Source organism: Nostoc sp. ATCC 53789 (assembly GCF_009873495.1).
GTDB lineage: Bacteria > Cyanobacteriota > Cyanobacteriia > Cyanobacteriales > Nostocaceae > Nostoc > Nostoc muscorum_A.
The window spans coordinates 1590002-1603473 of the sequence record NZ_CP046703.1 but is presented as its reverse complement, the minus strand read 5'-3'; the positions used below and the strand labels follow the sequence as shown (position 1 = coordinate 1603473).

Sequence of the window (13472 nt, the reverse complement as noted above, 5' to 3'; positions counted from 1 at the left end):
AAACTGAATTAACATATAGCAACATTCTTGAGGATATTCATCGGCCCTTGGGCTTTGAGAATTTCCATTTCTGCTGCGTTTCGCACTAGCAAACTACCAGCGAATCCTAATGAATTCACAGAGATAGACTGAAAATACTCCTGCGATCGCGGTACAATCAACATCCATTCTCGTGTCGCTAGCAGATTGTAAGCACCCAATTGCTTTGCATCTAAACCCACAGCCCCTAGCAAACTGCGATAAACTTCTAGTGTTGCTTGGGCTGCTGTAAATGGCGATCGCACCCAATCAGGATTTAGCGGCGCAAAAGCGTTTACAAAAGGGAGTTTTGCTATTGCGTTCGAGTCCTGAAATTGTACTGCCTTCAGTAGAGGTTCAATAGGTATCTGCGGCCCCGAAGGTACAAGTGGTAGTGGAACTAACTGTAAGTGTTTGTGTCGCTGACTAGCACCTGCACTTTTACCACTGTTGTAAAATGCTAAACCATCGAAATCAGCTAAACACGCCCACATAGCTGCAAAATCTTCCAGAGTCAGCAAACTTTCCTGTTCCTCGAAGGCACGGGTGATAATTAGCAGATGAAGATCGACAACATTATATTTATTTAAAATACATACATGAGTATCAGAGATATCCGCCACAAATAAATCCTCTTCATAAGGCAAAAAAGGATTAAACTCTTGACCAGAGATAGCAGATTGTTTGTCCTGTTTCTCCTTAGCTGCTTTTTTGCGATTCAGATTAGACAAAATCCGCACTAAAAAGCGCACGTCATCCTGTTCGATAAATTCAAATTCTGTCGGAATCGACAGTAACGCCCCACATTGCAAAGCATGTTCAGTTCGTTCTTTAACACTTGTCCATAAAGTGCCAGGTTTCAGTAAGATTTTCCCCTGTGGCATTTTCATTCCTTCACACATGGTATAAAACACGCAGTCAACTTAACGTAAAATTGTTGGTTAAAAACCGCTCTGGCTCTAAGTTGACAAGCATGACAACTGTGTAACTCTACGAATGAGTATATTCCAATAAGGTTTAGTAAAGTACCAAAGCTTTCACAACAACGCAATACCTCTGCAACAAAACTGTCACAAATCATATCTACATTAGTAATACATCTAAATATCTTTCCAGACAGCAATGCAAAACCAATCTCGTGATGGAGAACACCCATCAAATAGCATTTTATCCAACACTGCTGATACCAAATACCATAATCAAGCACCCTGGAAAAAGGCTGCCGCCTCTCTATCGCTGGTGCTGCTGGGATCAGGTATGACATTGGCCGGTGGCTACATGGCTGGACATTCTCAGCAGGTGTCTGAGAGTGCATCTAATTTAGGAGTGAGTCGCGTAAATGCCGCTCCTCCAGTATCAGCTGCCACAGATCCTAACTTTGTTACCCAAGTTGTGCAAAAGGTCGGGCCAGCAGTAGTGCGGATTAACTCTTCCCGAACAGTAAGAAGCCGGATACCAGATGAATTTAACGATCCGCTTTTTCGCCGCTTTTTTGGTTCCCAACTGCCACAATCACAAGAAAGGGTAGAACGGGGTACTGGTTCAGGTTTTATCATCAGTGCCGATGGTCGGATTCTCACTAACGCCCATGTGGTAGATGGTGCTGATACGGTGACAGTAACGCTCAAGGACGGGCGCACCTTGGAAGGTAAAGTGTTAGGAAAAGATGAATTAACCGATGTCGCTGTTGTCAAGATTCAAGCAGACAATCTACCTTCAGTAGTCATAGGTAACTCAGATCAACTGCAACCGGGAGAATGGGCGATCGCGATCGGCAACCCTCTTGGACTAGATAATACAGTAACTACCGGAATCATCAGTGCTACCGGACGCAGTAGCAATCTAATCGGCGCTGCCGATAAGCGAGTAGAGTATATTCAAACTGATGCAGCCATTAACCCCGGTAACTCCGGCGGCCCCCTGCTAAATTCCCGTGGTCAAGTAATTGCCATGAATACAGCTATAATCCAAGGGGCACAAGGATTAGGCTTTGCTATTCCCATCAACACAGCACAACGCATTTCCAGTCAAATAATAGCTACAGGCAAAGTAGAACATCCTTACCTGGGAATTCAAATGGTGGGATTAACACCTCAGATGAAACAAACTATCAACTCAGATCCCAATAGTGGTTTGAGTGTAAATGAAGATAAAGGTGTATTAGTTGTTAAAGTTGTGCCAAATTCACCAGCTGCTAAAGCAGGAATACGTGCTGGTGATGTTATCCAAAAGCTTGGTGGGCAAGCAGTCACAGATGCCAATAGTGTCCAAAAGGTAGTAGAAAATAGCCAAATCGGGGGGGATTTGCGCTTAGAATTACGTCGCAATGGACAGAATCTTAACGTCGCTGTGCAACCTGGTGCTTTCCCCACTGCACCAGTACAATAAAAGTTTTGTGATTGAGTCAAAGTGAATTTTTTGGGATGGGCAAAATACCCGTCCCTTTTTTTTAGATGGCAAAGATAAGCTGGGCAACAATACTGCTCGGCTAAAGGGAAATCTGACTTCTAAATTCTTCTTCAACTATGACATTAGTCACGGTTGAACTAATTACCTTTTGCACTAGTGTATATCTCTTCTCAGCTCTATTATTTATTTGTCAATGAGATAAATATTTTGCAAAAAATAAATCCCTTTGATGTGTAACTTATAGAAGGAAAGTTTGCGAATGAGTATTAAAAGAATGCTTGCTAGTGCAGCACTGATTTTACCAATTGCTGTTACCTTTATTCCTTCCCAAGCCGATGCTCAGGCTAGATGGCCAGTTAGGCGGCCAGTTCCAGTTAGAGTAATCAGAAGACCATCGCCAGTTAGGGTTTACACCCCTGTTCAAGCGAGAAGAAAGATACTGGTTCCTGGACGTTGGGTGCAGACAAATCGTGGCCGTCGATGGATACCTGCTCACTATGTATATAGAAGATAAAAGACCTACAAATGCAAAAAATATTGACCATCAATATTGATTGCAGAGTTCTTTTTTCATTAGATTTGATTAGTGTTTAAAAATCCCCTTTAGGATATTTCTAAAGGGGCATTATTTCATATTTAAAATAAATAGGTAGATAAACCTCATTTATGTTGAAACCTAGAGTTTTTTAAAAGATATATTTATGTAGGTTGGGTGGAGTGAAACGCAACCCAACATTACCACCAAATTTTATGTTGGGTTACGCAATCGCTGCACCCAACCTACAAAACTACGGTTCTCAAGGTAGAGGAGGTTTAGATAGGTATAATTAAACATATAAAACTTAGTTTGTAGTGAGCAATTCATCGCCTCTTCAGAGTAGTCAGGACTAAAGTCCTGACTACAAACTTTAATTTATTTATGCTTAGCAAGAAGTTGCAACTGAATTTTAAGCTAGAGCTACTGCTGGTTGCTGCCAGCGTCCTACCGCCTTACCAATGACTGCTAATTCTTGCATTAATTTATCAAAACGGTCTGGTGTCACAGATTGGGGACCGTCAGATAAAGCTTTGGCAGGGTTGGGATGAACCTCTATCATCAGAGAATCTGTACCAGCTGCGATCGCAGCCATTGCCATTGAAGGCACAAACTCAGACCAACCTACGCCGTGGCTGGGGTCAATCATAATTGGCAGGTGAGTCAGTTTCCGCAACACTGGCACTACCGATAAATCCAGCGTATTTCGCGTATATTGGCGGTCAAAGGTGCGTATTCCCCTTTCACACAAAATTACATTGGGATTGCCAGATGCCAAAACATACTCGGCTGCCATCAACCAATCTTCAATAGTAGCCGCCATTCCCCGCTTCAAGAGAACTGGTTTCGGCTGCGCTCCCACTTTTTTGAGCAAGGAGAAATTCTGCATATTTCTTGCTCCTACCTGAATCACGTCAGCTACTTCGACAATTTTATCCAGGTCAGCCGCATCCATCACTTCTGTAATAATACCTAGTCCACTAACTTCCCGCGCCTTTGCTAATAAATCCAAAGCACTCTCGCCGTGTCCTTGGAAGGCGTAAGGTGAAGTTCGGGGTTTATATGCCCCTCCGCGCAAAAATTTTGCTCCAGCCGTCTTGACGCGCCGTGCTGTCTCTACAATCATTTCTTCATTTTCTACTGAGCAGGGGCCGGCAACGACTACCAAAGGCTGATGTTCACCAAATACCACCGCTCCATTAGGAGTATTAACTACTACTTCCGAAGCTTCACCGTGACGGTATTGGCGACTGGCTCGTTTGTAAGGCTGCTCTACCCGTAACACCTGCTCAATCCAGGGGCTAAGTTCCTGAATTTGTAATGGATCTAAGCTAGCAGTTTCACCTACAAGACCAATAACTACTTTATGTTGACCAACAATTTTTTCTGGAGTTAGCCCCCAGCTAGTTAGTTCCTCATCAATGCGGTTTATTTCCGCTTCTGGGGAACCAGTTTTCATTACTATAATCATGTGAAATTTCCTAATTAATTGAGTAAAATTTTCTGTAAATGGGCTAACTTTATTGTTGCCTATTGCCCTAATTACGAATAGTTAAAAACAAAATTTATTTACAAAATAAATAGACAAAATTATAGCGCTCAGTCAGTAGTTTTACTACTGGGTAGCTGGATGTAGGTATAAAAAGATTATATAATTTTAATTAGCAATGTTGAAGTTATAAAATTTCAACTTCAACATTCACTTCTTTTTTTACCCAATACCGCAGTTACTTAATACCTGAGCGCCGTTAATTATGAGTTTTTTTGCCGAGTTTCGCGCCAAGCTGCCACCATTCGTCCCCAATTGGTGTTGAACTCACCCACACCTAGCAAACTTCCGACTCTTTCTTCATCCCAAGAGGCAGAGAGAACGCCATAAGTTATGCCTAAGACCCCCAAACCAAATAGTCCCATGTTCACCAATAACACGGCGATGGGAGCTAGTTGGATGTCGGAGTAGATAGCAAGCAGATAGCTAACAACCAGGACACTAATGCCCAAAGCTGTTGGTACGCCACAGAAACCAGCTACCCGTCGGATCATCCTCTGGCTGACTACTTGAGGAATAGCCATCTCTTGTTTGGTGTAAGTCAGTTTTTTATCAGCCTGTTTGCCAGATTCTTGTGGCTGTGCTGCTGGTTTACTTTGAGTTTTTGCGGGTTTTTGGCGCTTTTTGTTTGGTTCAAAGGGCAAGCGACTGCGTTCAGATTCTTCAGCAGACATAAGCGGTAGTCCCTATCCACGAATACCGAGGCGAGCGATCAAAGCTTGATACTTTTCACGGCTTTCCTGCGATATGTAGGCTAGAAGACGCTTACGCTGACCAATTAGCTTCAATAATCCCCGTCGAGAAGAATGGTCTTTTTTATTTGCCTGGAGATGTTCGCTGAGGCGGTTAATGCGCTCAGTTAGCATGGCAACTTGGACATCAGCCGAACCAGTGTCGGTTTCGTGAACTTGGTAATTGGAAATGATTTCTTGTTTCCGCAGTTGCGTCAGGGCCATGATTGATTCAATTGCTAGTTTTTCTAAATGTATGCAGCAGTCTCCCATAATATCACAGCCCTTAAGCTGGATGTCGAATCATCTTTGCTGCTATGTCTGGCACTCTATAAAACTAAGTAAGTCAAGAGACATCCAGTATCTTCATATAGAAACTAATAAGGTGATTTTAAATGGTAGCTTCCGGGCCGATATTTGAAGGTTTATGTGGATTGGTAAACTATTTGTCCTGGCATTTCTTCCAGTTGTTTATTACTCCAGACACCAGGAAAGCTATTTCAACCCAAATACAAAACTTTTCGGTTAGGAGGAAAGGATTTCAATTCACCTTTCCCCCTTGCCCTTTAAGCTTTTCCTAGATTGGACTTGCGTTCACCAAATCTTTTAAAAGGTGAAAGTTGTTCTCAGAGTACCGATAATTGCATCGTCGTTAGCGCTGCTTTGTCCAGGAGAGGTCAACCAGATGACACCAGGGGTGATTGAGATGTTATCTGACACGCGATATTTATAGAAGCCTTCAAAGTGATAAGGGATATCATTACCAGCAAAACCTGGTCGGTTAAACGAATATGGTTCTGCACCAGCAAAAATACCTAAAACGTTACCTTTTTTACCGAAGTCAGGTAAGGCTACCCCAAGACCGTAGCTCCAAGCTTCATAATCATCACCAGCACCAAAGCCTGAGACATCGTGGTAAGAAACGAAGCCACTAACTGACAGTTTGTCGCTGGGTCTAAAGGCTGCCGATATCCCATAAGAATTACTGGAAGATGCGTTTAGGATACTCAGGGTGTTAGCTTGATTAGTACCTACGACGCGGTTAGTACTACCTAAACCACCACCTAGATCAAATAAATTACCGCCTCCAGCACCATGATAGCCGTGAACGTAGGTAGCAGCGATCGCCAAGCGATCGCCAACACTAAAGTTCAACTGTCCAAGAGCCGCATAGTTGCCCTCTAACAAACCTTGACTTACTCCAGGATTATTAGCATTTGATGCCAAGTAGCCTATAGTCAGTGAACTTGGTTTGAAAAAACTGCCGCCGCTACCAAAGGGTAAAGTCAGCGCTGCACCGGCACCACCACCAATGCGATAGATGGGACTTTCAGAAGCAAAGGTAGACAAAGCACCATTACCACCATCAAAGTCCTCAAAGTAAGGATTATTAGTGGCAGCATAATCGCTATGAATACCTCCGGTGGCCGCAAAGTACGCTTGGGCTGGGCCTATGGGTACGTAATACGCTAACCAATCGATACTGACAGAATTACTACCAGTGTTACCGATTTGAAAAGTTTGTGTGCCTTCAGCAGTATTGATAGGAACACCAGCATTATCCAGTTGACTAAAGGCTAGTGAATTACCGGCTGCAAGACGGGTGTGTAAAACGTCTTTACCAGTGAAGCTGGTTTGCAGGTCTAAACGTACCCTATCTTGGAAAACAGTATTATTAGCATCGCCAGTGTTGCCGCCAAAAATATCACTAACGGCAAAAATAGCTTCACCTACAAGCTTGGTTGTAGTAGAAAACTGATTTGCTTCTAGTTCAGCAGTCCGTGCTTCTACAGCATCAACTCGACCACGCAAAGTTGCTAGTTCTGCCGAGAATTCTTCTTGCAAACGCTGGAGGGTAGCCAAATCTTGTTTTGTTACCAAGTCAGCAGTCGCTGTCGCAATCAGTTCATTAACCCGATCTAAACAAGCATTCAAACCTGCGGCAAATTCATAACGAGTCAGTGCCCGATTGCCACGATAGGTAGAATTTGGGTATCCAGCAATACAACCGTAGCGTTCAACCAGGGATTGTAAAGCTTGGAACGCCCAGTCAGTCGGTTGTACATCAGAAAACTGAGAGACTGATGTGACTTGAGACAGGGAATTTTGGTTCTTACCCTCGGTGCTGTAGCGGTTAACCTCTTCTAAAACCTTATTATCATCAGTCTTTTGGGCAACCAATAGCTGATTAGCTTTTGGTTGCTCTGTTTGAATAAATGTTGAAACATCAGAAGATATTGGTGCTTCAGTCTGAGCAGTTTTTGCCTTTATATCTTCAGAGGAGCCTGCTACTTCAGTAGCTATAGCCCTAGCGGAAACCAACACCGTCACTCCCAAAACTACTGGACTTAGTACCAGAGTTTTCCACAATAGATGAGACATTTTTATTTTCCTTTCCTAAAAAATACCCGAAATCAATGGGTTAAAGAAAAAGATAACAAGCAGTTATTCTACTTAATTTGAAATCTTATCAGATTGCTGTTACTTAAGCCATATCTGACAAAATTTTTACGGATGAAGAATCGTAAAGACTTACTTGTGCTTTGTTTGCCAGATTAAGAGTTTATGATTGAATTACGTCCAATTTTGTACCATTTTTTGGCTTTAGCTTCTGATTCTTGACTCTTATTTGCGGTAAATCCTTTTTATCTTTGTAAAAATAGCAAATTTCAACTAGAGTTGGCCATATTTTTAAAGAACCATGACATTTGCTAATGACATCATCAATAATTTTGGAAAATTTTTGTTGAAAAAAGTCTGGTTCTAACCCATAAAATACTTTCGATGAGTTTTCAGTAAAGAATTTGGAGTAACTGCTTGCGTTCTTCATTATGACCAGACATTGAGGCTTTCAATATTAATCATAAAAAAGAGATACCAGACAACTTTTACGAAGTTGGGTATCTGAGTCTGAGATAATAATTATGAACAGTAGAGACGCAAAATTCCTCGTCTCTACTATTTCCCATAGCTTTATTTCTTAATCTGATCCAAAGCTAAATTCAGCTTCAACACATTAACTCCAGGCTCGCCAAAGATGCCGAGAAAGCGTCCATCGGTGTTTTGGGCAATCAAAGTTTCTAGTTGGTTTGGCTGAAATCCTCGTGCCTTGCTTACTCGCGCAATTTGTGCGATCGCAGCTTCGGGGGTAATGTGGGGGTCAAGGCTAGAACCAGAGGTGTAGACTAAATCGCCAGTCGGCTGCACACCTGCTGTTTTCAGACGAGTCAAATCCCCTTCAATTTTTTTGCTGGGGTCTGGGTCATCTTTACCTTTGATGCGTTCGAGTAATGCGGGATTACTGGGAGCCAAGTTACTAGCACCAGAAACCCCAGTTTTCAAAACTCCCCCATCGTCCTTTTTGGGATCGGCTGTGCTGTAACTAGTGGTACTGGGACGGCTGTTAAAATAGCGATCGCTAGTAAAAGGCTGACCGATCAAAGCAGAACCCATAACTTGACCTATGCTATTTGTCAGCAGACTACCATTTGCTTGAAATGGAAACGCAATCTGCCCAATGGCAATCATCGCAAAAGGATAAATAATCGCACCGATTACCCAGAGTACCAAGGTAGAACGAACAGCTCTGCTAGCTTCACGTGCAAAACTCATTAGAATTTCTCCGGTACAAACATTACAAAAAATAAATAGATAGAAAGCCCTAACGTCACCATTCCTAACAGTCCCAATCCCCAAGATTGACTGCGGGAAAGTTGTTCGCTAGTAGCTGCATAGACCATAGGTGCAACCACTAGGTTGAAACACATCGCCAGGAATAAATACAGTGGCAGCTTTTGTCTACGCCATTGACACCAGATTTCAGTTATTTCTTCAACTATTTGAGATGCAAAGATAGTGCGTCGGGTATGAACGGTTTTCATAGTAAATTAAGACAAAGGTAAGATAATATCTATTAGTTTGATGGCAATAAAGGGAGCAATGATGCCACCAACGCCATAGATGAAGATGTTGCGACGTAGCAGTTGATCTGCTGTTAAAGGTAAAAACTTTACCCCTTTGAGTGCTAGCGGAATTAGTGCCGGAATAATCAAGGCATTGTAAATCAGCGCCGAGATGATCGCAGATTGGGCACTCTTTAATCCCATAATATTCAGTGCGCCGATTCCAGCAGCCGCAAAGATAGTCGGAATAATCGCAAAATATTTGGCGATATCATTAGCGATGGAGAATGTTGTCAAGGCTCCACGAGTAATTAGCAACTGTTTACCTATGGTTACTAGGTCAATTAGCTTCGTGGGGTCAGAGTCTAAGTCCACCATGTTAGCAGCTTCTTTGGCAGCTTGCGTCCCAGAGTTCATTGCCACACCCACATTTGCTTGCGCCAAAGCAGGTGCATCATTAGTGCCGTCTCCGGTCATTGCCACCAATTTACCCTGAGATTGTTCGGAGCGAATCACCTCAATTTTGTCTTCTGGAGTCGCTTCGGCAATAAAATCATCCACCCCAGCTTCTTCAGCAATTACCGAAGCGGTAATTCGATTGTCACCTGTAAGCATGACGGTGCGAACACCCATGCGGCGAAGTTGGTCAAACCGTTCCCGCAGACCAGGTTTGACAATATCTTTGAGGTAGATCACACCATAAATTTTGTCATCTTGGCAAACAGCTAAAGGTGTACCGCCTAACCGGGAAACTCGCTCATAAGCTGCGTCTATATCATCAGGAACGTTACCGCCACGAGAACGGACAAATCCCTTAATCGCATCCACTGCACCTTTGCGAATTTGTTTACCATCGGGTAAATTCGTGCCACTCATCCGGGTTTTGGCGGTAAATTCCACACCTTCGGCTTTGTCAATATTAAAATCTACCGCAGCCTGGGACTTTTCTGCCAAGATCACAATTGACTTGCCCTCTGGCGTATCGTCAAACAAGCTAGCAGCTAGAGAGACTCGCGCCACATCTTCTAGTGAGTGATTATCCAAAGGAATAAACTCATCAGCCATCCGATTACCCAAGGTGATTGTACCCGTCTTATCCAGCACCAAGGTGTTGATGTCGCCGCAGGCTTCTACTGCTCGACCAGAGGTAGCAATGACGTTGAATTGGGCAACTCTATCCATCCCTGCAATACCGATCGCACTGAGCAATCCACCAATAGTTGTAGGAATCAAAGCTACCAGTAGCGAGATGAGAATCGCAACGCTAGCACCCGCCCGCAAACTGTTTCCTGCGTCAACGCCAAAGGCTGTGCTGATAAAGCTGGCAATGTAGCCCACGTAGGGGGTAATGGTTGACACTACAATCAAGAACACTTGCGTTAGCACTGCCAACAATACTGTCAAAGCAATCTCGTTGGGAGTCTTGGTGCGTTGTGCCCCTTCTACCAGGGCAATCATGCGATCGATAAAGCCTTGACCAGGATCGGCACTAACACGAATTGTCAACTCATCAGAGAGTAGGCGTGTACCTCCTGTCACCGAACTGGCAATATCTGTACCTGGTTGCTTCAATACCGGGGCCGATTCCCCAGTAATTGCAGACTCATCTACTGAGCCAATGCCTTTAATTACATCCCCATCGGCGGGAATCATATTATTTGCAACCACCTTGACCAAATCGCCCCGCCGCAGTTCCGTAGAATTGACTTGTTGTATGGAACCATCAGGGAGGATTTTGTTAGCGATCGTATCCGATCGCGTCGATCGCAGTGAATCAGCCTGTGCTTTACCACGTCCTTCAGCTACGGCTTCGGCAAAGTTGGCAAAAACGAGGGTGAAAAAGAGAATGAAGGTAATCAACCCATTTAACAGACGTTGTTGGTTGATATCTGCCTGGACTGTGCCAAACAGATTTGGGTTCAGGGTAACAAGAAAGGTGACAATTGTCCCCACCCAAACAACAAACATAACTGGGTTTCTGACAGTAATTCGCGGATCGAGTTTGACAAATGACTCACGAATTGCCCTTTGGTAAAGTCCCCGCATATCTGTTTTGGGGGTGTGCTTACGCGAGTCACGAGTTCCAGATGGAATACGGGGCGAAGGAGAATCAGTAGTAATTGGCATACATTAAATTTTGAGAATGGGGCATTGGGCACTTGTACTGAGCGACTTGCCTTGAGCGTTCGCGTAGCGTCTCGCAGAGAAGTCGAAAGGAGTCGAAGTATTGGGAATGGGGCGTTCTACCTCATCTCCTACTCTCTAGCCGATACCTTTGGTAATAAAAAAGGCTTCAGCGATGGGGCCTAATGCCAGCACTGGGAAAAATGTGAGTGCGCCCAGGATTAAAATTACGCCTGCGGTAACGCCTGTAAATAGTCCGGTATCGGTTCGTAATGTACCAGTGGTGTAAGGAACAGCTTGCTTGCGAGACATACTATCTGCTAATAACAGCAAACCTAAAATTGGGATATAGCGTCCAGCTAGTAAACTGAAGCAGGTACTCAAGTTCCACCACAAAGCGGTTGTAGTTGTTGCTGTACCTGTAGCGATCGCAAAAGGAGACGGTTGTGAATCGCCTAAACCTTCAAAACCAGAACCGTTGTTGGCAGCAGCTGAGGCATATTCGTAAATAACTTGAGAAAAGCCGTGGAAACCGGGATTGCTAATTCCTGCCAATTGGTCAGGAAAAGCTAAGGCGATTCCCCCTGGAATCAAAATGGCGATCGGGTGAACTAGCAAAATCAAGAAGCTAGCAAGTACGACTTCACGCTTTTCAATTTTGCGTCCCAAAAATTCTGGTGTGCGTCCCACCATCAAACCTGTGACGAATACCGCCAGGATGCTATAGGCAAATAAGTAAGCTGTTCCTGTACCCTGTCCACCCCACATAATTTGCAGGAACATATTAGAAAGAAAAATAAAACCGCCGGCGGGCATAAAGGAATCGTGGAGACTGTTGACTGCGCCGCACATGGTTCCGGTTGTACTTACCGCAAATAATACCGATTCTGCCCAACCAAACCGGACTTCTTTCCCCTCTAAGTTCGGTTGCTGACTGCCCAAAAGCGCATTTACAGCCGGATTGCCGTTGTATTCACCAATGGCAGTGACAATCAGGAATCCTAGAAAAATCACACCGACCATACCGTAGAGTAACCAGGCTTGTTTGGTGTTATTGGCAAACAAACCGTATGTATAGATCAGGGACGTGGGAATGGAAAGCATTGCCACGATCTGAATTAAATTAGTAAATCCACTGGGATTTTCAAAGGGGTGTGCTGAGTTAATAGCAAAAAAGCCGCCGCCGTTTTCCCCTAATTGCTTGATAATTTCAAAGTGGGCAACAGGGCCACGAGCGATCGCTTGACTAATATTCGGATCTTCCAAGGTGGGGAATACAACTACACCCGCCAGGGTTTCGGGAACACCAGCAGCTATCAACACAATCCCACCCACAATACAAATAGGCAGCAAAATTCGGGTAATCGAGCGAATTAGGTCTACATAAAAGTTGCCTAACGATCTACCCGTCAATCCCCGAATAAAAGCAATTCCTACCGCTAAACCAGTACCAGCAGAGGTGAACATGTGATAACCCAGTCCCCACATTTGGCTGGCATAGCTCATGTATGTTTCACCAGAATAATGCTGTTGGTTGGTATTAGTAATAAAGGAAATGGTAGTATGCAGTGCTGTATCCCAAGTTGGGGCTTTTATCCCCGTGGGATTGAGGGGCAACCATCCTTGACTCATGATAATAAAGAAAATCAGCAACCCCATTGCTACGTTGCTATACAGGATTGCCCGCCCATACTGCCAGCCTGTCATGTTTTCTTTGGATTTAACACCGACTAAAGCATAAAGCACTCGCTCAACCGGATTCAAGATTGGGTCGAGAAAAGTACTTTGCTCTAGGTATATACGCGCCATATAGCGCCCAAAAAATGGCGTAATCGCTACTATAATTAACAGCGTTAATGCAATTTGAATCCATCCTTCTAGCATTGGATTATTTCAACTCCGACATGAATAAATTTCAGATGAATATCAGATATTTTCTGACGATGACTCAGAAAAATAATTAATTATATTGACATTATTCGCTAACCTATAACTATCTCTTTTCTCAATTAATCATCGAGCTTTTTGTTAGAAAATACAAGGTATAATTTAATATTTAAACTAGTCTATACAAGAAATATATTTGTCTGTATAGACAAGTATTCAGAGCGTTTATCTCGATATATATCTGCAAATATAGAAAGACAGTTAAATGCTAAACAGTCATAAACCATTCGTAAAAAGTTAAATCCCCAACCTCTTAA

At 43.5% G+C, this 13472-nt stretch carries 11 protein-coding genes; 2 read left to right on the top strand and 9 right to left on the bottom strand.

Annotation, left to right across the window (positions count from 1 at the left end; genetic code table 11):
* Nucleotides 1-8: 8 nt before the first annotated feature.
* Nucleotides 9-902 carry a phosphorylase gene (locus GJB62_RS06460; RefSeq protein WP_114082071.1) on the bottom strand — a complete coding sequence of 298 codons (894 nt, stop codon included), beginning with the start codon at nucleotides 900-902 and terminating at the stop codon, nucleotides 9-11.
* A gap of 238 nt (nucleotides 903-1140) precedes the next feature.
* Between GJB62_RS06460 and GJB62_RS06455 the strand changes: the two genes are divergently transcribed.
* Together GJB62_RS06455 and GJB62_RS06450 are read left to right on the top strand one after the other, a co-directional pair.
* Nucleotides 1141-2406, top strand: a complete 1266-nt coding sequence (locus GJB62_RS06455; RefSeq protein ID WP_114082070.1) for an HhoA/HhoB/HtrA family serine endopeptidase — start codon at nucleotides 1141-1143, stop codon at nucleotides 2404-2406.
* Nucleotides 2407-2686: 280 nt separating this feature from the next.
* On the top strand, nucleotides 2687-2941 hold the full coding sequence (locus GJB62_RS06450; RefSeq protein ID WP_114082069.1) for a hypothetical protein: 255 nt from the start codon (nucleotides 2687-2689) through the stop codon (nucleotides 2939-2941).
* 433 nt (nucleotides 2942-3374) lie between these two features.
* Here the strand turns inward: GJB62_RS06450 and aroF are convergent, their stop codons facing one another.
* From aroF to kdpA, 8 genes are all read right to left on the bottom strand, one after another.
* Nucleotides 3375-4433, bottom strand: a complete 1059-nt coding sequence (gene aroF, locus GJB62_RS06445; RefSeq protein WP_114082068.1) for a 3-deoxy-7-phosphoheptulonate synthase — start codon at nucleotides 4431-4433, stop codon at nucleotides 3375-3377.
* A 281-nt stretch (nucleotides 4434-4714) separates the two neighbouring features.
* Complete coding sequence (locus tag GJB62_RS06440) at nucleotides 4715-5185, bottom strand: PAM68 family protein (protein WP_114082067.1); 471 nt, start codon at nucleotides 5183-5185, stop codon at nucleotides 4715-4717.
* Between the two features lie 12 nt (nucleotides 5186-5197).
* A complete protein-coding gene (rpsO, locus tag GJB62_RS06435) occupies nucleotides 5198-5467 on the bottom strand; it encodes a 30S ribosomal protein S15 (protein ID WP_041565894.1) in 270 nt (89 codons plus the stop codon).
* A gap of 381 nt (nucleotides 5468-5848) precedes the next feature.
* Nucleotides 5849-7624 carry an iron uptake porin gene (locus GJB62_RS06430; RefSeq protein ID WP_114082066.1) on the bottom strand — a complete coding sequence of 592 codons (1776 nt, stop codon included), beginning with the start codon at nucleotides 7622-7624 and terminating at the stop codon, nucleotides 5849-5851.
* A gap of 591 nt (nucleotides 7625-8215) precedes the next feature.
* The gene (kdpC, locus tag GJB62_RS06425; RefSeq protein WP_114082065.1) at nucleotides 8216-8854 is read right to left on the bottom strand and encodes a K(+)-transporting ATPase subunit C; all 639 of its coding nucleotides are present in this window, start codon (nucleotides 8852-8854) and stop codon (nucleotides 8216-8218) included.
* The gene (locus tag GJB62_RS06420) at nucleotides 8854-9123 is read right to left on the bottom strand and encodes a potassium-transporting ATPase subunit F (RefSeq protein ID WP_114082064.1); all 270 of its coding nucleotides are present in this window, start codon (nucleotides 9121-9123) and stop codon (nucleotides 8854-8856) included. Before GJB62_RS06420 ends, kdpC begins: the two co-directional genes overlap by 1 nt.
* A gap of 6 nt (nucleotides 9124-9129) precedes the next feature.
* On the bottom strand, nucleotides 9130-11271 hold the full coding sequence (gene kdpB / locus GJB62_RS06415; RefSeq protein ID WP_114082063.1) for a potassium-transporting ATPase subunit KdpB: 2142 nt from the start codon (nucleotides 11269-11271) through the stop codon (nucleotides 9130-9132).
* Between the two features lie 135 nt (nucleotides 11272-11406).
* Complete coding sequence (gene kdpA / locus GJB62_RS06410) at nucleotides 11407-13152, bottom strand: potassium-transporting ATPase subunit KdpA (protein ID WP_114082061.1); 1746 nt, start codon at nucleotides 13150-13152, stop codon at nucleotides 11407-11409.
* Nucleotides 13153-13472: the final 320 nt, after the last annotated feature.